The sequence below is a fragment of the Hymenobacter piscis genome (genome assembly GCF_018760735.1).
In the GTDB taxonomy this organism is placed as follows: domain Bacteria; phylum Bacteroidota; class Bacteroidia; order Cytophagales; family Hymenobacteraceae; genus Hymenobacter; species Hymenobacter piscis.
Window position 1 is genome coordinate 17,366 of the sequence record NZ_JAHHZN010000018.1, and the last position, 18,346, is coordinate 35,711.

18 protein-coding genes, 3 tRNA genes and 1 riboswitch are annotated in these 18,346 nt (G+C 60.1%); of the genes, 13 read left to right on the top strand and 8 right to left on the bottom strand.

The window, feature by feature from the left end; translation table 11 throughout:
- Positions 1-107: 107 nt before the first annotated feature.
- Positions 108-335: riboswitch (cobalamin riboswitch) on the bottom strand.
- Positions 336-587: 252 nt separating this feature from the next.
- A complete protein-coding gene (locus tag KLP40_RS16275) occupies positions 588-1,172 on the top strand; it encodes a DNA-3-methyladenine glycosylase (protein ID WP_215594901.1) in 585 nt (194 codons plus the stop codon).
- A gap of 67 nt (positions 1,173-1,239) precedes the next feature.
- Here the strand turns inward: KLP40_RS16275 and KLP40_RS16280 are convergent, their stop codons facing one another.
- Both KLP40_RS16280 and KLP40_RS16285 read right to left on the bottom strand, forming a co-directional pair.
- Positions 1,240-2,436, bottom strand: a complete 1,197-nt coding sequence (locus tag KLP40_RS16280) for a THUMP-like domain-containing protein (protein WP_215594902.1) — start codon at positions 2,434-2,436, stop codon at positions 1,240-1,242.
- Between the two features lie 225 nt (positions 2,437-2,661).
- On the bottom strand, positions 2,662-3,231 hold the full coding sequence (locus KLP40_RS16285; RefSeq protein WP_215594903.1) for a hypothetical protein: 570 nt from the start codon (positions 3,229-3,231) through the stop codon (positions 2,662-2,664).
- Positions 3,232-3,428: 197 nt separating this feature from the next.
- On the opposite strand from KLP40_RS16285, the gene KLP40_RS16290 reads away from it, so the two are divergent.
- Complete coding sequence (locus tag KLP40_RS16290) at positions 3,429-4,184, top strand: DUF4397 domain-containing protein (protein WP_215594904.1); 756 nt, start codon at positions 3,429-3,431, stop codon at positions 4,182-4,184.
- A gap of 149 nt (positions 4,185-4,333) precedes the next feature.
- A complete protein-coding gene (gene ahcY / locus KLP40_RS16295; RefSeq protein WP_215594905.1) occupies positions 4,334-5,653 on the top strand; it encodes an adenosylhomocysteinase in 1,320 nt (439 codons plus the stop codon).
- An 80-nt stretch (positions 5,654-5,733) separates the two neighbouring features.
- Here the strand turns inward: ahcY and KLP40_RS16300 are convergent, their stop codons facing one another.
- The 3 genes from KLP40_RS16300 to KLP40_RS16310 form a co-directional block, all read right to left on the bottom strand.
- Positions 5,734-6,228: a hypothetical protein gene (locus tag KLP40_RS16300; protein WP_215594906.1), complete on the bottom strand. Its 495-nt coding sequence runs from the start codon at positions 6,226-6,228 to the stop codon at positions 5,734-5,736.
- Between the two features lie 154 nt (positions 6,229-6,382).
- Entirely contained in the window at positions 6,383-7,258 is an 876-nt protein-coding gene (locus KLP40_RS16305; RefSeq protein ID WP_215594907.1) for an SDR family oxidoreductase, read from the bottom strand.
- A 66-nt stretch (positions 7,259-7,324) separates the two neighbouring features.
- Entirely contained in the window at positions 7,325-8,146 is an 822-nt protein-coding gene (locus KLP40_RS16310) for a T9SS type A sorting domain-containing protein (RefSeq protein ID WP_215594908.1), read from the bottom strand.
- 105 nt (positions 8,147-8,251) lie between these two features.
- Here KLP40_RS16310 and KLP40_RS16315 point away from each other — a divergent pair, with 105 nt between their 5' ends.
- From KLP40_RS16315 to nadD, 6 genes are all read left to right on the top strand, one after another.
- Positions 8,252-9,013: a glycosyltransferase family 2 protein gene (locus tag KLP40_RS16315; RefSeq protein WP_215594909.1), complete on the top strand. Its 762-nt coding sequence runs from the start codon at positions 8,252-8,254 to the stop codon at positions 9,011-9,013.
- A complete protein-coding gene (locus KLP40_RS16320; protein WP_215594910.1) occupies positions 9,010-10,053 on the top strand; it encodes a glycosyltransferase family 9 protein in 1,044 nt (347 codons plus the stop codon). Before KLP40_RS16315 ends, KLP40_RS16320 begins: the two co-directional genes overlap by 4 nt.
- Positions 10,054-10,540: 487 nt before the next feature.
- Complete coding sequence (locus KLP40_RS16325; RefSeq protein ID WP_215594911.1) at positions 10,541-11,179, top strand: sigma-70 family RNA polymerase sigma factor; 639 nt, start codon at positions 10,541-10,543, stop codon at positions 11,177-11,179.
- 41 nt (positions 11,180-11,220) lie between these two features.
- Positions 11,221-11,508, top strand: a complete 288-nt coding sequence (locus KLP40_RS16330; protein ID WP_215594912.1) for a hypothetical protein — start codon at positions 11,221-11,223, stop codon at positions 11,506-11,508.
- Between the two features lie 9 nt (positions 11,509-11,517).
- Entirely contained in the window at positions 11,518-12,102 is a 585-nt protein-coding gene (gmk, locus tag KLP40_RS16335) for a guanylate kinase (protein WP_215594913.1), read from the top strand.
- Positions 12,099-12,698 (top strand): nicotinate (nicotinamide) nucleotide adenylyltransferase, encoded by a 600-nt coding sequence (gene nadD, locus KLP40_RS16340; RefSeq protein WP_215594914.1) that lies wholly within the window; start codon positions 12,099-12,101, stop codon positions 12,696-12,698. Before gmk ends, nadD begins: the two co-directional genes overlap by 4 nt.
- Positions 12,699-12,817: 119 nt before the next feature.
- Here nadD and frr read toward each other — a convergent pair whose 3' ends face one another.
- The 3 genes from frr to KLP40_RS16355 form a co-directional block, all read right to left on the bottom strand.
- Positions 12,818-13,381, bottom strand: a complete 564-nt coding sequence (frr, locus tag KLP40_RS16345; protein ID WP_215594915.1) for a ribosome recycling factor — start codon at positions 13,379-13,381, stop codon at positions 12,818-12,820.
- A gap of 58 nt (positions 13,382-13,439) precedes the next feature.
- Entirely contained in the window at positions 13,440-14,210 is a 771-nt protein-coding gene (gene pyrH, locus KLP40_RS16350) for a UMP kinase (protein WP_215594916.1), read from the bottom strand.
- A 107-nt stretch (positions 14,211-14,317) separates the two neighbouring features.
- Entirely contained in the window at positions 14,318-14,827 is a 510-nt protein-coding gene (locus KLP40_RS16355) for a biotin/lipoyl-containing protein (protein WP_215594917.1), read from the bottom strand.
- 99 nt (positions 14,828-14,926) lie between these two features.
- Between KLP40_RS16355 and KLP40_RS16360 the strand changes: the two genes are divergently transcribed.
- The 4 genes from KLP40_RS16360 (at position 14,927) to KLP40_RS16375 (ending at position 18,207) form a co-directional block, all read left to right on the top strand.
- Positions 14,927-17,527: a M1 family metallopeptidase gene (locus KLP40_RS16360; RefSeq protein WP_215594918.1), complete on the top strand. Its 2,601-nt coding sequence runs from the start codon at positions 14,927-14,929 to the stop codon at positions 17,525-17,527.
- A 254-nt stretch (positions 17,528-17,781) separates the two neighbouring features.
- Positions 17,782-17,864, top strand: a tRNA-Tyr gene (locus tag KLP40_RS16365).
- Between the two features lie 107 nt (positions 17,865-17,971).
- Positions 17,972-18,044, top strand: a tRNA-Gly gene (locus KLP40_RS16370).
- 91 nt (positions 18,045-18,135) lie between these two features.
- A tRNA-Thr gene (locus KLP40_RS16375) sits at positions 18,136-18,207 on the top strand.
- Positions 18,208-18,346 lie beyond the last annotated feature (139 nt).

Below are 18,346 nucleotides of genomic sequence, written 5' to 3' on the forward strand. Positions count from 1 at the left end.
CGAAGCACGATGATCCACCAAAGCCGAGCTTGAAAACAGAAGGGTACTTCACGGCTCCGCAGAGCCGTACCTGCATTCATTCTCCGCCTTTCCTCCGAAGGCGCTGAACATGGGGAAACGCAAAGGCAGGTCTCCTGGCTTGCTCCGGGTGCGTCGCCTTCCCATTTCGGCAGCCCTTTCTGGGGAAAGAAAGAACCAAACGGAAACAGTGGCTGGTGATGACGCGCCAACTCCTGAAGCGTACAGTTGCGGGGACAGCTCCGGATTTCAACCGGATTCCCTTTTCAGCCTCGCCCCCCAATCGGGGTCCGGCCACCTTTACAGCCGCAAAGATAGGGCAAGAAGTTGGGAAGTAGGCGAGGGGTGAGGTAGTGAGGAGGCGATGGGGTTATGGGGTGAGGAAGTGACGGACCAAGAAGGCAAGACAGTAGCACAAGAGAACGTCATTCCGAGCGGAGCCGAGGAATCTCGCGTGCTGATGTTGGAATGGTAACTCAACGTCAGCACGCGAGATTCCTCGGCTCCGCTCGGAATGACGTTCCTTTTGCCCGCGGTTCCCGTACTTCCACTTCACCACCTCACCACCAATGAAGCTTCCCGCCGAGTTTTACCGCCGCCCCGACCCTGTACAGATTGCCCGGGAACTGCTGGGCAAGCACGTATTCTCGCGGGTCGATGGCCAGCTGACGGGTGGGCGCATCATCGAAACCGAAGCCTATTCCCACCGCGGCGACGACTCCATGCAGCTCCACCTGAAGCGGCGCGGCCGCCACGGCCAGGCCCTGCGTGAGCCCGGCGGCCGGGCCTACCTCTACACCGTGTACCGCCAGCACACCCTGTTCAACATCGTCACCAACGCCGCCGACAAAACCGACACCGTGCTGCTGCGCGCCATTGAGCCGCTGGTGGGCCTGGAGGTTATGGAGCAACGGCGCGGCCGGACGGTGAAAGACCCGCACAAGCTCACGGCCGGCCCGGCCATGCTCACCCAGGCCCTGGGCCTCACGCGCGCCCTCTCCGGCACCGACCTGCAAGGCGACCTGCTCTGGCTCGAAGACCCTGGTGTCATCATCCCTGATGAGCACATTCTGGCCGGACCCCGCATCGGCCTCGACTACGCCGGCCCCGAAGCCGCCAATCTGCCCTGGCGCTTCCTGGTTAATCACAGATGAGGCAGATGATGGGAGGTCGCAGATTGTAACCGGCTTGACTGCATCTGCGACATCCCTTTTACCTGCATCATCTGTGATCCAGCTTCTCGCATACCAGCGCCATGAGCTTGCCTTCGAGGTTGGTGGTGGCGAAGATGTACAGCTCGCCGCCTTCGCGGATGCCGGTGCGGTGGCGGAATTCGGCTACCGTATCGGGGAAGTTGCGGGTGGTCACGTGCGCCCGGACTTCGGGGCCGAGGTGGGCACGCAGGGCCGGACCATCGTACTTCTCCACCGCCCGGATGCGGAAGGTGCGGCCCGGAAAATCGGGGCGCAGGGTGTCGGAGGTATAGAGGTGACTGTGCTGGTGCAGCTTGAGCAGCTCGAACGCCGTGCCTACGCTCTTGAAGCCGCCCGCCTTGAGCACGGCCACGTTGGGTTCATAGAGGAACTGCTGGGGCTCGGCGTAACGGGCCACGGCCCGGCCTTCACGGGCCCGGTTCAGCCGGAACTCCTGCTGGGTGCCGTCGCGGCGCAGGTTCACGGTGTAGCGCTCCGGGTCGATGGCCGGCTCGGGGCCCAGCTCGTAGAGCACTTCCTTGCATTCGTTGTCCACAGCCACCACCCACAGTCGCCGCACCTGGCGCAGCTCCTGAATGGCCTGTTCAATATCGAGCATAGGGGAGGTTTTGAGCAGTACACTCCGGCCCTTGTGCAGCAGCAGGGGCAGCAGGCGCAGCACGTCGGGCTCACAATCCTGAAGGCGGAAAATTTTCTTGGCCGCCGTGTCGCGCCGGGCGGGGTCGAGGTAAATCCAGTCGAACGTATCGGGGGTGCTGCGCAGAAACTGCACGGCGTCGCCGGTGTGGCACTGCACGTTTTCGATGCCCAGCTGGGCCAGGTTGAACCGCACTACATCGGCCAGGGCCGCGTTGCGCTCCACGTACTGCACTTCTGTTACGGTAGCGGCAAAGTGGGCGGCATCCACGCCGAAGCCGCCCGTGAGGTCGGCCAAGCGCTGGCCCTGCACCAGGGAGGCCTTGAAAGCCGCCGTACGGTCGGAGGAAGCTTGCTCTACCGAGAGCGTGGGCGGAAAAACCAGGTCGGGGTTAGCGGCCCAGGTCGGGATTTTGGTGCGGGCTTTCTGGCGGGCCTGAATCTGCCGGACCAGGTCGGGCACGGGCAGGCCGGGGTAGCGGCGGGCTTGCAGGGCGAGTTGGGCGGGGTCGTCGTGCAGGTGCTCGGCAACGTATTGCCGGGCCGCCGTGGGCAGCGGGTATTCCATGCGGAAAACTACGAAAAACGGGCCGGGTCCGGACGCAGGCCCAGTCCCGGCCGGGACGGAAGGCGTGATCAAACCTAAGCAGGAATCCGGCAAAATGCCGAAAATCAGACTTCGGAGCGAAACCGCCACAGAACAAAAAAACGGCGGCGGCGGCGCTTTCAGCTACCTTCCCGGAGGAAAGTTCGCTGAAAGCGCCGCCGCAACGACGTATAAACTACGAGTGGCCTAGCGCAGGTTCCAACTCAGCGCCAGCAAAGGGCGCCCCGTGGCACTAGCCGCCAGTCCCACCGTGCTGGGGCGCAATTGATACAGTACGCCCGTACGAGCGGCGGGCAGGCCGGCATTATGCGCTTCCACGGCCCGCTGGAAGTGGGAGTTGGTGTTACGCGAGATAAAGATGTTGCTCAGCAAACTGAAGGCGGCTACCCCAATGGCTGCTTTCTGAGTATTGTTAAAGTATTGCTGCTTTTCATCCAGCGCCAAAACCTGCTGACCATACAGACCCACAGCGCCCACGAAGGTCAGACGCTCGGCCAGGAACAGCCACTTCTGCCGGCGGTAGTCGTTGAGGTTAGCCAGGGCCTCCTGATTACCCGCCAGGTAGGGCCGCAACCGTTGGCCGAAGAAGCCGGCATTGCGATACTCCGGATTGCTGGTACCTGTTTCGGTGGTGAAAAAGAAGTTTTTCTGCATGCCGTTCAGGCCCCGTTCCTGATCCTCGGGAGCCAGCCGGATGATGGTGGACTGTTGGGCCTGGGCCCCCATACTTAAACCTGCGCAGCAGGTAAGGGCCAAAACAGAGCGGCGTAGGACACGGGCGAAGGCAGAAGAAGACAGTTGGGACATACCGGCAAAGCTACGGGTAGTTGAATCAGCTTACTAAGCCACCGGACGAGAAAAAAGTGCAATTCATCGAAGGAAAGTTTAAGTGAGCGCTCAACAAAACCGGCAGGGTATTCGTTGTGGCAGTCAATTCACCCTAACCCTGCCCTATGAAAACGCTGACTTCCATCTTCCGCCCGACTGCGCTGCTGCTTACCTTGCCCGCCGTGCTGGCTTTTTCGGCTTGCTCCAACGACGACGATACGCCGGCTCCTGATAGAGGACAGGTGTTGTTCTCCCACGCCGCTGCCGCTTCGGCGGTACCCGTGAAAGCCCTGATCAAGGGCGGTGAAGTAGGCTCGCTGAACTACGGCAACAGCACGGGCTACCTCACTACCAACGCCGATACGGCCACCGTCCGGGTGAACGTAGCGAGCAGCGGGCAGGGAGCCGCCAAAACCAGTTTCCGCATCGAAAAGGATAAAAACTACTCCGTATTTGCCTACTCGCCCAGCGCGTCGTTCGGCAGCGTGGCCCTCAAACAGTTTACCGATGATCTGACGGCCCCGGCTGCTAACCAGGCCAAGGTGCGGATTGTGCACCTGGCCGTTGGCGTACCGAGCCCGGTGCGCCTGACGGTGCCGTCCGTTATACCCGGCACTGCCGGTAGCGACATCACGCCGGACGTAGCTTTTGGCAATGCCTCCGAGTTCTTTGCGGTCAACGCCGGAGCTGCTAATTTGGTCATCACGGCTGGTAGCCCCGTCCGGACGCAGGTGCTGGCGGTAGGCGACGGGTCGGGTTCCGGTACGGGCACCAAAACCTTTGAGGCCGGCAAAATCTACACTATTGTAGTACGCGGCATTGCCGGCGCCACCGTGCCGGCCGACCAGCAGCCCAAGGCCGTTATCATTCAGAACAAGTAAGCGGGCCGCCCGCCGGCCGGAAGCCCCTGAGAAGCCCGCCCCGCAGATCCGGAGCGGGCTTCCTGGTGTAAGTGCCTGATGGCCAAGGCTGGATTTAGCGTAACAAATTGAATATCTTTGCGGTTTAGTAAAGAAAAATCTGATTTACCATGGTGGATACCAAGACCACGGCCTACGTTCCGTACAAAGTGAAAGACATGAGCCTCGCCGAGTGGGGCCGCAAGGAAATCCGTCTGGCCGAGGCTGAAATGCCGGGTCTGATGGCCCTGCGCGAGGAATATGGCACCAGCCAGCCGCTGAAAGGTGCGCGTATTGCTGGCTGCCTGCACATGACCATCCAGACGGCTGTGCTCATCGAGACGCTGCAGGCCCTGGGTGCCGAGGTAACGTGGTCGTCGTGCAACATCTTCTCCACGCAGGACCACGCGGCGGCTGCCATTGCGGCGGCTGGCACGCCGGTTTACGCCTGGAAAGGCCTCAACGAGGAGGAGTTCAACTGGTGCATCGAGCAGACGCTGTTCTTCGGCGAAGACCGTCAGCCCCTGAACATGATCCTCGACGACGGTGGCGACCTGACCAACATGGTGCTGGACCAGTATCCTGAGCTGGCCGCTGGCATCAAAGGTATTTCCGAAGAAACCACCACGGGTGTGCTGCGCCTGCTGGAGCGGGTGAAAGCCGGCACCCTGCCGCTGCCCGCCTTCAACGTAAACGACTCGGTAACGAAGTCGAAATTCGACAACAAATACGGCTGCAAAGAGTCGGCTGTGGATGCTATCCGCCGCGCCACTGACACGATGATGGCTGGTAAAGTAGCCGTAGTAGCCGGTTACGGCGACGTAGGAAAAGGCACGGCTGCCTCGCTGGCTGGTGCCGGTGCCCGCGTTATCGTCACCGAAATCGACCCGATCTGCGCCCTGCAGGCGGCCATGGACGGTTTCGAGGTGAAAAAGATGGAAAACGCCATTCCGCGCGCCGACATCGTCATCACCACCACCGGCAACTGCGACATTATCCGTGAGGAGCATTTCCGCGCCCTGCGCGACAAAGCCATTGTCTGCAACATCGGCCACTTCGACGACGAAATCGACATGGCCTGGCTGAACAAAAACTACGGCCACACCAAAGACACGGTGAAGCCGCAGGTTGACATCTACAATATCGAAGGCAAAGAGGTAATCATTCTCGCCGAAGGCCGCCTCGTGAACCTGGGCTGCGCCACCGGCCACCCTTCGTTCGTCATGTCGAACTCGTTCACCAACCAGACGCTGGCCCAGCTGGAGCTGTGGCAGAACGCCGACCAGTACGAAAACCAGGTGTACACCCTGCCCAAGCACCTCGATGAGAAGGTGGCCCGTCTGCACCTCGCCAAAATCGGCGTGGAGCTGGACGAGCTGACGCCCAAGCAGGCCGACTACATCAAGGTGCCCGTAGAAGGCCCGTTCAAGTCGGACCTGTACCGCTACTAAGCGGCTCCGGCCTCCCGAATAGAAAAACCCCGCTCGGCATTGCGCCGGGCGGGGTTTTTGTTGTTTTCAAGAGTAGTGGGTTATTTGACAACGGGCGCCATACCCGTGTATTCTTCGCTGCTTATATACAAGCCAATGCCTAGTAGCTTCCATTCGTGGCTTAAGAATACCTCGTAGGAAACGCCCTGCTTCTTGGCATGCGCCATACCGGCCAGCGGCTTCCATTCGTGGCCCAGCACCAAGCCCGAAACGCCGCTGTACATTCCCTGAATCCGTAAGGTGGAATCTGTGCGGACACCCTCAAACCGCAGGTGCAGCTTGTTGTTGGGGCTGAGCGCAACACTGGCGCTACTGCCCCAGTTGCCTATCGGATGCTCCAAACGTCCGTTTTCCAGCAGATTCCTGGCTTTGGTGTTCGACGTGGAGCTGCTGCCTCTGAGCGTCAGACTGAGCATAAACAGCACCGTCAATCCTAGGCCGATTTGCCGGCGCAGCACCTTGAACACCCGAAACCAGGCATACGCAATCAGCAGTAGCAGTAAAATGTTCAGACCAGTCCAGAGTAGCGCAGGCATAGCGTAAAGCAGGATATAAGATGGCGTCAAATTAGCAAGAAAATGCTGTCCGCCCACGCTCGGCGTTAGTTGCCGGCTAGCGCCTGCCACCACGCTCAACAAAAACGGCCAACTCCTCAGGAGCTGGCCGTTTGCGTGTTTACGAGAACGGGTGCTATTCCGCGAAAAACGGCTGCCCTACCAGCTGCTCCGACTGTTGCCAGAGCTGCTGCACATTAGCAACTGTATTGAAGTCTGACTTCACTGGCTCGGGCTTCTTCTTGGCGAAGTAGCCGCCGCTGATGCTGGCTACTTCGGGCGAGGTGGCGAGGTAGATGCTGGTTTGGGCGCCGTCTTCGGAAGAAGTCATGAAGGGCGCGGCCGCTTTGTAGAAAGCCCGCGTGAGCCACGTGGAGTTGCTGCCGAAGTTGCTGGCCACCACGCCCGGGTGCAGGCTGTTGGTAGTGATGTTAGAGATGCCGCGCTGGCGCAGCTGCCGGGCTAGCTCCTGCGTGAACAGGATGTTGAACAGCTTGGAATTGGCGTAGGCCCGCATGGGCGAGTAGCTGCGGATAGCGTTGAGGTCGGCCAGGTCGGGCTTGGCGAACTTGTGGGCCATGGAGGCCACGTTGACGATGCGGGCAGCCGCGCTTTGGCGCAGCTTCGGCAGGAGCAGGCTGGTAAGCAGAAACGGCCCGAGGTGGTTGGTGGCCAGCGTCATTTCGTGGCCGTTGACGGAGGTTTCTCGCTCGGCCCCGAATACCAGTCCGGCGTTGTTCACCAGCACGTCCAGCCGGGCGTAGCGCTGGTTAAACTCCTCGGCCGCCCGGCGCACCTGGCTCAGGTCCGACAGGTCGCAGAGCAGTACATCGACGCGGGTGCCGGGCTGGGCAGTCTGTTGTAGCTGCTGGCGGGTGCGGGAGGCCTTCTCAGCGTTGCGGGCCAGCAGCACTACGTGGTAGCCTTGCAGGACCAGCTCGCGGGCGGTAACTTCACCGATGCCCGATGTGGCACCCGTAACAAGGGCAATCTGCTGTGGTACTTCGCTCATAAGAAAAAGGACTGAATGGCTGGGCGGCTATACGCAGCCTTGGGGGCGAGGTTGATAGCGCACCAGCTAGTGCGCTACCTGTAGGCGCAGCGTGGTGGGCCTGGCTGCGCTGGGAGCCTGCACGCGCAGCAGGTAGGCGCCATCGGGCAGGTCGGCTACCGGGACGATAAGCTGCGCAGCGGCCACCGGGTACGACTGCAGCCGCTGGCCCAGCTCGTTGCAGAGCGCCACCTGCCGGGCGCCTGCCGCCCCAAAATCTACGGTGGCCGTGGTCTGGGCGGGGTTGGGATAGAGTTTCGGCCATGGCATAGGAGCCGCGGCCGCCGCGGCTGGCCTGGCTGCTGTCCTGACCTGCGGTACGGAAGCCAATCGGTACACGCTGAAGCTGTCGACTTCGGCGGCATAAAAGGCCCGGAGCTGCTGCCGGTCGAAGCGCAGGCGCAGACTGTCGCCGCTCAGGGCGCGGAACCGCACCAATGCAGGCCAGCGCCCCTGTCGGGTGCCGTTACTCACGGCCAGCATCTGCGCATAGCCGCTGCCCAGCCCCTGCACCCGGCCGCGCCGGATGCGCACGGCATGCACCCAGCAGCCGGAGTCCGGCCGTTCCTCTACCAGATAATACAGCCCCCGAAACCGAAACGCCCGGGCTGTGAACCACTCTTCTTGGACTGAGTCGCCGGCCAAGGAAAAGGTGGTGAAGCCGGTGGCAGGATCAAACCGCAGGCGCAGCGCCAGGGTGTCCTGCTCGCCCAGCAACACCGGCGCCGGGCCCAGCACGCGGGCCATGTTCACGGCGCGCGGCAATGGGAAAGCATCAAACTCCGTGGTAGGAGCCTCGCAGCCGGTCAGCAGAGCCACCAGCAGAAACAATAGCAAAACTGGACGCATAACGGGTTAGAGAAATAGGTGAAACGATATTCTTCATGCGGCTGCCCACCGCCAGGTAACCCACGGCCGCGGCCTCCCCGGCAAAACCCCGATATTTGCCGGCCTATGCCAGCCGTTCCACTCTCCATCGTCATCATCACCTTCAACGAAGAAGTTAACATCGGCCGCTGCCTGGAGGCCGTGCGAGGCCTCTCCGACGATGTAGTGGTGGTGGACAGCTTCTCCACCGACCGCACCGTGGCCATCTGCCGGCAGCTGGGCGCCCGTGTGGTGCAGCATGCCTTCGAGGGCTACGTGCAGCAGAAAAACTACGCCACCGCCCAGGCCCGCCACGACTACGTGCTGCAGCTCGACGCCGACGAAGTGCTGACCGAAGAACTGCGCCAGAGCATCCGGCAGGCCACCGCCAGCTGGCAGGGTGGGGGCTACACCCTGGCCCGCCTCACCAACTACTGCGGCAGCTGGGTGCGTCACGGCGGCTGGTATCCCGACCGCAAATTGCGCCTCTACGACCGGCGCCTGGGCCGCTGGGAAGGGTTGTTGCTGCACGAGCGGTACGAAATGCAACCCGGACAGCTGGTTTCCACTCTGCAGGGCGACGCCCTGCACTACTCCTACACGTCGGTGGAGCAGCATGTGCAGCAGCTCAACCGCTTCACCAGCATTGCCGCCGACGAGCTGTGGCTGCGCGGCCGCCGCCGCGTTACGCTGTTTCATTTGCTGCTCAAGCCCTGGTGGAAGTTTGTGCACGGCTATTTTTTCCGGCTGGGCTTCCTCGACGGGTTTGCCGGCCTGAGCATTGCCGTCATTTCGGCCTGGGGCGTATTTCTGAAGTTTGCCAAGCTGAAAACCAAAGCCGCCGCATGAGTCGCACCTTTCTGATCAGCCGGACCGATGCCATCGGCGACGTGGTACTTACGCTGCCGGTGGCGGGCCGCCTGAAACAGCTGTATCCGGGCTGCCGGGTGCTGTTGCTGGGCCGCACCTACACTCAGGCCGTTGCCGACGCCTGCCCCTGGCTCGACGGCTTCCTCAACCTTGATGAGTTGCTGCCGCTGCCCGCCGCCGGCCAGCTAGCTGCCCTGCGCGCCACCGCCGCCGACACCATCCTGCACGTCTTCCCCCACAAAACGGTGGCCCGGCTGGCCCGCCAAGCCGGCATCCGGCACCGCGTAGGCACCCGCAGCCGCTGGTTTCACTGGCTTACCTGCAACCAGCTGGTGGCTCTCAGCCGCCGTCACTCGCCGCTGCACGAAGCCCAACTGAACCTGCAGCTGCTGCAGGGATTGGGGCCCGCCGATGCACTCAGGCTGCCCGAAGTAGCACAATTAGTGCGGCTGCGGCCCGTTGTAGCGTTGCGGCCGGCTCTGCAGGAGCTGCTGGTGGCCCGTCAACCCGGTCAGCTCAACATCATTCTGCACCCACGCAGCCGCGGCAGTGCCCGCGAGTGGGGATTACCGCATTTCGGGGAGCTGGCCCGGCTGCTGCACCAGGCCGGGCACCGCGTTTTCATCACCGGTACTGCTGCCGAAGGCGAAGAGCTACGCGAATGGCTGCAGGAGCACCGGCCTTATCTGGCTGCCGACCTTACCGGGCAGTTAACCCTGCCGGAGTTCCTGGCCTTTATTGCGGCCGCCGATGGGCTGGTAGCGGGTAGCACTGGCCCGCTCCACCTGGCGGCGGCGCTGGGCCGGCACGCGCTGGGGCTTTATCCCCCCATCCGTCCCATGCACCCCGGCCGCTGGGCACCGCTGGGGCCGCGCGCCGAGTACGTGGTGTTCGACCGGCCCGACTGCCAGGACTGCCGCCAACAGCCAGCGGCCTGCACCTGCATCAAGGCTTTGGCGCCGCTCCAGGTGCTGAGTCGGGTGCAGCAGTGGCGCCCCTTGCCGCTGCTGGCCCGATAAACAACGTTGCCTGCTGCGCCCCTTCCTTCCGATCTTGGTTCTTATTCCGGCTGTTCTTCAGGCCCCTGCCGGACTGGGCGGCAGAAGCAGGAGGGTTACGGGGCGTTTGCACCCATTGCTGTAAGACCGGGTGCTGGTGCCGGCCAACTGAGGCATGGTTCAATGCCGCCATCCGCTGGCAGGAGAGGGGGATGAAACGGTTGGATGCGTGGCGGTCAGCATCACTGGCTTATTGGTACAACCCAGCCAGCAACAGAACCCGTACGTATATCAATTCCTGCTAATACACGCTCTCCCTGTGTTCGTGGATTCGCTGCCGGAGCCTCAAATGGACTACATCCTGTTCATGTTCCCGGATAGCTTCCCCGCGGCTGCGACGGAGCGGCCGCCACGAGCCCGGAAAACCTTCTTTTCCCGGTGCGGTATAAGCAGTACATTTGTCTAACAGCGGTATTTTTTTAATATTCAGCCGCAATTTACAGCGTTCATGAGCGATTCTCCCGAGCGGGTGCCCAAACTGAGCAAAGAGGAAAAAGACCGGCGCTTTCAGGCCGAGTTAATGCCCGTGCTCGACCCCCTGTACAACTTTGCCTTCCGCCTCACTCTCGATGAAGATGATGCAAATGACTTGGTGCAGGAAACTTATCTGAAAGCATATCGCTTCTTTGAGTACTTCGAACAAGGAACAAACGCCAAAGCGTGGCTGTTTCGCATCCTGAAAAATTCGTTCATCAACGATTTCCGCAAGAAAAGTAAGCAGCCCGCCAAGGTTGACTACAGCGAAATCGAAGGATACTACAACTCGGAGGAAGTAGAAGCTGACAGCGATGCGGGTACTACCTCTTCCGACATGCGGCAACAGGCCGTACGTGACCTCATCGGTGATGAAGTAGCGCGAGCCCTGAATTCGCTGCCCGTGGATTTCCGCACGGTTATTATCCTCTGTGACCTGGAAGGGTTCACCTACGAGGAGATGGCCAAGGTGCTGGACATCCCCATCGGAACGGTGCGCTCCCGCTTGCACCGGGCACGTAATTTCCTAAAAGAGAAACTGGAAAAGTACGCCAAGTCAATGGGGTACGGTGCCAACGGTGCCGGGCCCGACGAAGACGAAGACCTCACCTAACTGCAGCCTGCAATTACTCCTCTCAACGCCAAGCACCCGCTATGGAACGTACTTCTACTACACCAACTAACCAGAGCGAAGCCCCTCTCAACGGGCCCGACTGTGAACGCGTGAATACGATTCTTGACCAAATTATTGTGGGGCAGGACCCCACGGCAGAGGATGAAGATTACTTCATGAATCATGCCGAAGATTGTTCTCCCTGCTTCGACAGCATTGAAAAGCAGAACATCTTCATCGACTTTCTGGCCCAGCATGTAGGCCGCAAAGGAGCCCCGGCGAAGCTTTCCCACACGATTCTTGCGAAACTTCAGGCAGAAATGGCCTAATTTTGCCCCATGCAGGGTAAAATCATCGCCTTTTCCGCTCCTTCTGGAGCAGGTAAAACCACCATTGTTCATCGGTTGCTGGAACGGATTCCGGAGCTAAGCTTCTCTATTTCAGCCTGTACGCGTGACAAACGCGGCCGTACCGAGGCCAACGGCAAGGACTACTACTTCATCTCCGTACAGGAGTTTCAGGAGAAAATCCGCCACGACGAATTCGTGGAATGGGAGGAAGTGTATGAGGGGGCATTCTACGGTACGCTCAAGTCGGAGGTAGAACGCATCTGGGACAGTGAGCACCATGCCGTGCTGGATGTGGATGTGAAGGGTGGCCTCAGCATCAAGGAGTTTTACAAGGACCGGGCTCTGGCCGTGTTCGTGAAGCCTCCGTCGCTGGAAGTGCTGGAACAGCGTCTGCGTAAGCGCGCCACCGACTCGGAGGCCAGCATCTCAGCCCGGATTTACAAGGCCAATTTCGAGCTTACCTTCGAAGACCGCTTCGATGTGGTTATCGTGAACGATGACCTTGAACGGGCTCTGGACGAAGCTGAAAAGCTGGTTCGAGCGTTCATCAGACCAGAATCCGGTATTCTATGAGCAGCCCTGCTTCCGTCCGTTCCGGCCGGAAAGTGGGGCTGCTTTTTGGTTCCTTCAATCCGGTGCATACCGGCCACCTGATTCTGGCCAATTTCATGGCCACCCATACTGATCTGGCGGAAGTCTGGCTAGTGGTTTCGCCCCAAAGTCCGTTTAAAGTGGGGCAGAAGCTGCTGGCCGAACAACTGCGCCTGGATCTGGTGCAGCGTGCCATTGCCGGCAATGACCGGCTGCGGGCCCTCGACGTGGAGTTTTCCCTGCCCCAGCCCAGCTACACCATCGATACCCTGGAACTGCTGCGGGCCCGGTATCCGGCGTACCAGTTCGTACTCCTGATGGGCGGCGATAACCTGCCGGGACTGTCGGGTTGGAAAGCGGCGAACCGCATTCTGGCTGAATTTGAAGTGTACGTATACCCTCGCCCGGGCTATGAGCTGCCCGCGCCATTGCCGCCGGCCGTGCGGGTAGTGGAGGCGCCACTGCTGGATATTTCGGCTACTTTTCTGCGGCAGTGTCTGCACCAGGGCCGCTCCATCCGCTACTTGGTGCCCGAAGCCGTGGAGGACCGAATCCGGGATCAAGGCTATTACCGCTGATTTTTTAGCAGCAGAACAGCAAATGAGAAGAGGTGCGATGCTCCCGCTGGTGACCGGTAAGACCGGGTCGCCAGCGGGAGCATCGCACCTCTTTTCGCGTGGTATTCGGGGCTGAAAAATCAGATAGTCATGATTTCGGATTCCTTCTTGCCGAGCAGCTCGTCTACCTTGCTGATGTAGGTGTCGGTGAACTTCTGCACCTTGGCCTCTGCGTCCTTCACGGCATCCTCGGAGGCCCCTTCCTTCTGGAGCTTGCGCAACGACTCGTTCACATCCTTGCGGATGCCTCGGATGCGCACTTTGCCGTTCTCGGATTCTGCCTTGGCCTGTTTCACCAGATCACGCCGACGCTCCTCCGTCATGGGCGGAATGTTCAGGCGTACCCCTTCCGCATCCGACTGGGGGTTGAGGCCTAGGTCACTGTTTTTAATGGCCTTGGCAATCTCGCTGATCATGTTCTTTTCCCAGGGCTTAATGAACAGCGTACGGGCATCGGGAGCAGCAACGTTGGCCACGTTTCCGATGGGCGTGGGGGTGCCGTAGTAGTCCACCCGCAGGGAGTCGAGCATGGCCGGGGAGGCTTTGCCGGCGCGGATGCGCGCAAATTCCACTTGCGTGTGGTCGAGGGCTTTGCCCATCGACTCCTCGGCCTCGTCCAGGTAAAACTTGATTTCTTCGTCCACTTCTGAAAGGTTACGTGTTGAAAACTAAAGGTTTTGGTGTTGTAGGAACCGGCCCCGGCTAGCGGGCACTGCCCGTGGCGGGCTGCAGGCTGGGGGAAGCCGTAGCGGCATCATCGGTGGGGTGCATGCTCACCAGCGTACCGATGCTTTCCCCGCTGAGCAGGCGCTGGAGGTTGCCATCCGTGTTCATATCGAACACGATGATGGGCAGGTTATTCTCCTTGCACAGGGTGAAGGCCGTCATGTCCATCACGTTGAGGTTTTTGGCCATCACCTCGTCGAAGGTAATGTTGGAGAAGCGCACGGCTTCCGGGTCTTTCTCGGGGTCGGCGGTGTAAATGCCGTCTACGCGGGTGCCCTTCAGCACCACGTCGGCTTCAATCTCTATGGCGCGCAGGGAGGCGGCGGAGTCGGTGGTGAAGTAAGGCGAGCCAATTCCGGCCCCGAAGATAACCACGCGGCCTTTTTCGAGGTGGCGCATGGCCCGGCGACGGATATAAGGCTCGCAGACCTGCTGAATGGTGAGGCCCGAGAGCAGGCGGGTTTTTACGCCCAGCTTCTCCAGGGCGCTCTGCAGGGCCATGGAGTTGATAACGGTGGCCAGCATGCCCATGTAGTCGCCCTGCACGCGGTCGAGGCCGAAGGCTTCGGCCTGTACGCCGCGGTAGATGTTACCTCCCCCGATTACCACGGCCACCTGCGTTCCGGTGGCGGCCGCTACTTTGATTTCTTCGGCGTACTGCATGAGGCGCGAGGCATCAATGCCATACTGTTGCTGGCCCATCAGGGCCTCGCCGCTCAGTTTCAGCAGAATTCGGTTGTATTTCAAAACGAGAGGGTTAAGCGTGGAACGCGTTGGTACGTAGGAAGGCCGTAAGCGGGTCCCGGGGGCCAAACCGCCGGGTGCCCGTTACGGCCCGGGCAAACAAAAAAGGACTAGCTGAACTGAATCAGCACCTGTCCTTTGGTGACGTTGTCGCGCAGGGCCACCTTGATGGCGGCTACCGTGCCTTCGCCGGGCGCTTTGAGGATGTTCTCCATTTTCATGGCTTCGAGCACCAGCAGCGGGTCGCCCTTCTGCACCGTCTGGCCCACCGCCACCCGGATATCCACAATCAGGCCCGGCATAGGGGCTTTGAGTTCGTTAACCTTGGTGCTGACCGCTGCGCTCATGCCCAGCTTGTCGAGTAGCAGGTCGAAACGGTCCTTGGCCTGGAGTTCCAGGCGCTGTCCGTTGAGCTGAAGCACCATGGTTTTGGCGGTGTAATCGGCCTCCAGCAACTGCGCCGAGTAAGAGCGGCCCTGGTAGAGCAGGTGGTAGCGGTTGTTGCCCAGGGCCGCCAGATCCCACTCGAAGGGCTGGCCGTTAAGGGTAGTCACGCCGTTGGGGTGATAGTCAACCTCCCAGACGTGTTCGGGAGCGGCGGCAGTACGGACCTGGAGCATGGGCAGAAGGGCAGGGGTGGGGCGGAAAAGGGCTTAAAGATAGGCCAATTCTGAAATAAATTCGGAACTTGACCCTCCAATATCCTTGTACTACTCGGCATGAAATACCCGGTTCTCGGTGCCCTTACGCTGGTGCTGCTCAGTCAGTTTCCGGCATCCGCTCAGGTAGTTAAATCCACCCGTGGGGTACCCGCGGCCAACCACCCGGCGCGCAAAAAGGCCCCCGAGTCGGTCCCGGCCGACTTGGCACCGGCGTCGGCGGCGCCCGTGCCCAACTGGCTCCCCGCCACCAATCCGCTCCAGCCCTCCGCTACTCTCCTCCACGACCTGGTGGATACCAAGCTGGACGTGCGCTTCGACTGGCCCCGGCAATGGCTGCTGGGGGTGGCCACCCTCACCCTGCGGCCGCATTTCTACCCGCAGAACCAGCTTGTGCTCGATGCCAAAGGCTTTGACGTCAGGAGCGTGGAAATGCTCAGTGGCGGCAAAAAGGGCCGGGACCTGAAATTCAGCTACGATAAGAAGAAGCTGACTATTACCCTCGACCGCAGCTACCAGCGCACCGAGCAATATCAGCTGCGGATTCAGTACGTGGCCAAGCCCAACGAACTGCCCAAAGGGGGGAGCGACGCCATCACCGAGGCCAAAGGGCTGTACTTTATCAATCCGCTGGGCAATGAGAAGGGCAAGCCCCGCCAAGTCTGGACCCAGGGCGAGACCGAGGGTAGCTCCTGCTGGTTTCCGACCATTGACCGGCCCAACCAGCGCATGACCCAGGAAATCAGCCTGACGGTGGAAGCGGGGCAGAAAACGCTGTCGAACGGGCTGCTGGTGTCCTCGCGCCGCAACCCCGATGGTACCCGCACCGATACCTGGAAGCAGAGCCAGGCCCACGCGCCGTACTTGGCCATGTTGGCCGTAGGGGAATTTGCCGTAGTGACGGATACATGGCGGGGCAAGCCAGTTGACTACTACGTCGACCCTGCCTACCAGTATACAGCCAAGCAGGTATTCGGTAACACGCCCGAAATGCTGGAATTCTTTTCCCGCAAGCTCGGGGTGGAATATCCTTGGGAGAAATACGCCCAGGTGGCCGTTCACGATTTCGTGTCGGGAGCGATGGAAAATACCTCTGCCTCCACGTTTCAGCAGCAACTGGTGCAGTTTACTCCCCGCGAGCTGGCCGATGTAGCCTACGACGCGTCCGAATCGGTTATCGCCCATGAGGTGTTCCACCAGTGGTTCGGCGACTACGTGACGACGGAATCCTGGGCCAATCTGCCCCTGAACGAGTCGTTCGCCGATTATTCGGAGCTGCTCTGGGCTGAGCACAAGTATGGCCCCGATGCCGCCGCCCTCGTGCAGCAAACGAAGCTGCGCAACTACCTCGACGAGGCCCAGACCAAGCGTGAGCCCCTCATTCGGTACCGTTATGCCGACCGGGAAGACATGTTTGACCGCCACTCCTACGACAAGGGGGGGCGGGTGCTGCACATGCTGCGTAATTACGTCGGCGACGAGGCCTTCTTCGCTTCCCTCAACCGCTACCTGACCCAGCACAAGTTTTCGGCAGTTGAAATTGCCAAGCTGCGCATCGCCTTTGAAGAAACCACGGGCGAGGACCTGATGTGGTTTTTCGACCAGTGGTTTTTGCAGCGCGGCCACCCGCAACTGCGCGTTACCCACAGTTATGAGAACAACCAGGTGTTGGTACGGGTACAGCAGGTGCAGGACACCTTGTACCAGCCGGTATACCGGCTGCCGGTGAGCGTGGCCACCTGGAGTAGCAACAACCAATCTACCGAGCACCGCATCCTCGTCACCAAAGCCGACCAGACCTTTCGTCTACCCGCCAGCGCCAAGCCAGCGTTGGTTAAATTCGACAATCCTGGGGTGCTGCTGGCGGATATTGACGAGGTGCAGTCGCAGGAAGAATTACTCTACCAGTTGAATCATGCTTCGGGTTACCTGCAAAAGTACCAGGCCATTCAGGGGCTGCGCTCTAAATCGGGCGACTTGCTGGTGAGTGCGTCTTTCCGCACGGCCCTCAATGACCCGTTCTGGGGTACGCGTAAAGCTGCCTTGGAAGGTTTGCGGCGGTATCGGGGAGCCGAGGGCAGCGCCGTACGAAAGGATTTGCAGCGGGTGGCCCTCAACGAGAAACGAGGCGCCGTGCGCGCTACGGCCATCAGCGTGCTTTCTTCCTTCCCCAACGAGGATTTTAGTGAAGTCTACAATCTGGCACTCCAGGATAGCTCTTACGTTGTGGTAGGAGCAGCCGTGGAAGCATTGGCCAAGGCTCCCACCACCTCGACCCGCAGCCAGATTGCCGCACTTCAGAAAACGCGTAATCCCGGCCTGCTCACGGCTCTGTCGAATTACTACGGCATCAATGGGACGCTCGACGATTACCCGTGGTTTCTGCAGCGTAGCCAGGACGCCCCGCCGGAGGTGCTGTATGTACTGCTGGAAAACTTTGGGTTGCTCATGAACCGCATTCCGCCTATCGAGCGGGAAAAGGGCATTCAGCGCCTCGAAACCCTGGCCCGGACCCACCCCCAGATTCACGTGCGCCTAGGGGCTTACAAAGGCATGCGGGAGTTGGTGACGAGTATGCCGTCCCTGAAAACTACCCTGCAGGACATCCGCAACAAGGAGAAGGATAACGACCTGAAAGCGATGTACGCCCTGCTCCAGTGAAAAAAAAATAAATTTTTTTTTCGGGCGCCCGGCTTCTGCCTGCTGAGTGCTTGTGCTAGGTAGTCAGTCAATTACCTGGAGACCCCTGCCGCAACCAGCGAAAAAAACAGTCGGTCAGAAAAAAGCTTTTTGCCGCAGGGCTTGACTTACATCAGAAACCCTCTAATTTTGCAGCTCCAATCCACACAACAACGGCCTCGGCCAAGCGTGTAAGGGGCGGAACGGCGAGGCAAGCGGCCTCGCAAATACAAGCCGGGGGGGTTCCAGAGCGGCCAAATGGGACAGACTGTAACTCTGTTAGCGTAAGCTTTCGAAGGTTCGAATCCTTCTCCCCCCACGGTTTTTTAAGTTGGAAGATTTTGAAAGTTGAGAAGCCAGACTACTTGATCGTTGGGTCAGGGAAATAACTTCTCAACTTTCAGAATCTCTTACTTTACCTCACACGCGGGAGTAGCTCAGCTGGTAGAGCGGCAGCCTTCCAAGCTGCAGGTCGCGGGTTCGAACCTCGTCTCCCGCTCGATGCTCAGTAATGGGCAGGTAGCAACTGCTCCGTTACGGGGCTGGTAATTGTTCTTCACCTGTCGTATCTTTGCTGAAATTAACTATAAGCCGTTTTAGCTCAGTGGTAGAGCACTTCCTTGGTAAGGAAGAGGTCATGGGTTCAAATCCCATAAATGGCTCAGAATTACGAGTACCAACGGGGCAGCGCGACTGCACCGTTCGGAACTGTCAGCCAGGAAAAGCGACGTGCAGTCCCCTACTAAACGGAGCTGCGTTTCGCTTTCTTACTGTATAGTCAAGTCGCGTTTCCCCCTCTTC

Coding starts and splice junctions, on each gene's coding strand:
- KLP40_RS16320 (WP_215594910.1), top strand. CDS start 9,010: ATGAGTCGCACCTTTCTGATCAGCCGGACCGATGCCATCGGCGACGTG.
- KLP40_RS16300 (WP_215594906.1), bottom strand. CDS start 6,228: ATGCCTGCGCTACTCTGGACTGGTCTGAACATTTTACTGCTACTGCTG.
- gmk (WP_215594913.1), top strand. CDS start 11,518: ATGCAGGGTAAAATCATCGCCTTTTCCGCTCCTTCTGGAGCAGGTAAA.
- KLP40_RS16310 (WP_215594908.1), bottom strand. CDS start 8,146: ATGCGTCCAGTTTTGCTATTGTTTCTGCTGGTGGCTCTGCTGACCGGC.
- KLP40_RS16360 (WP_215594918.1), top strand. CDS start 14,927: ATGAAATACCCGGTTCTCGGTGCCCTTACGCTGGTGCTGCTCAGTCAG.
- nadD (WP_215594914.1), top strand. CDS start 12,099: ATGAGCAGCCCTGCTTCCGTCCGTTCCGGCCGGAAAGTGGGGCTGCTT.
- ahcY (WP_215594905.1), top strand. CDS start 4,334: ATGGTGGATACCAAGACCACGGCCTACGTTCCGTACAAAGTGAAAGAC.
- KLP40_RS16280 (WP_215594902.1), bottom strand. CDS start 2,436: ATGGAATACCCGCTGCCCACGGCGGCCCGGCAATACGTTGCCGAGCAC.
- KLP40_RS16290 (WP_215594904.1), top strand. CDS start 3,429: ATGAAAACGCTGACTTCCATCTTCCGCCCGACTGCGCTGCTGCTTACC.
- KLP40_RS16330 (WP_215594912.1), top strand. CDS start 11,221: ATGGAACGTACTTCTACTACACCAACTAACCAGAGCGAAGCCCCTCTC.
- KLP40_RS16305 (WP_215594907.1), bottom strand. CDS start 7,258: ATGAGCGAAGTACCACAGCAGATTGCCCTTGTTACGGGTGCCACATCG.
- KLP40_RS16355 (WP_215594917.1), bottom strand. CDS start 14,827: ATGCTCCAGGTCCGTACTGCCGCCGCTCCCGAACACGTCTGGGAGGTT.
- KLP40_RS16325 (WP_215594911.1), top strand. CDS start 10,541: ATGAGCGATTCTCCCGAGCGGGTGCCCAAACTGAGCAAAGAGGAAAAA.
- KLP40_RS16275 (WP_215594901.1), top strand. CDS start 588: ATGAAGCTTCCCGCCGAGTTTTACCGCCGCCCCGACCCTGTACAGATT.
- KLP40_RS16315 (WP_215594909.1), top strand. CDS start 8,252: ATGCCAGCCGTTCCACTCTCCATCGTCATCATCACCTTCAACGAAGAA.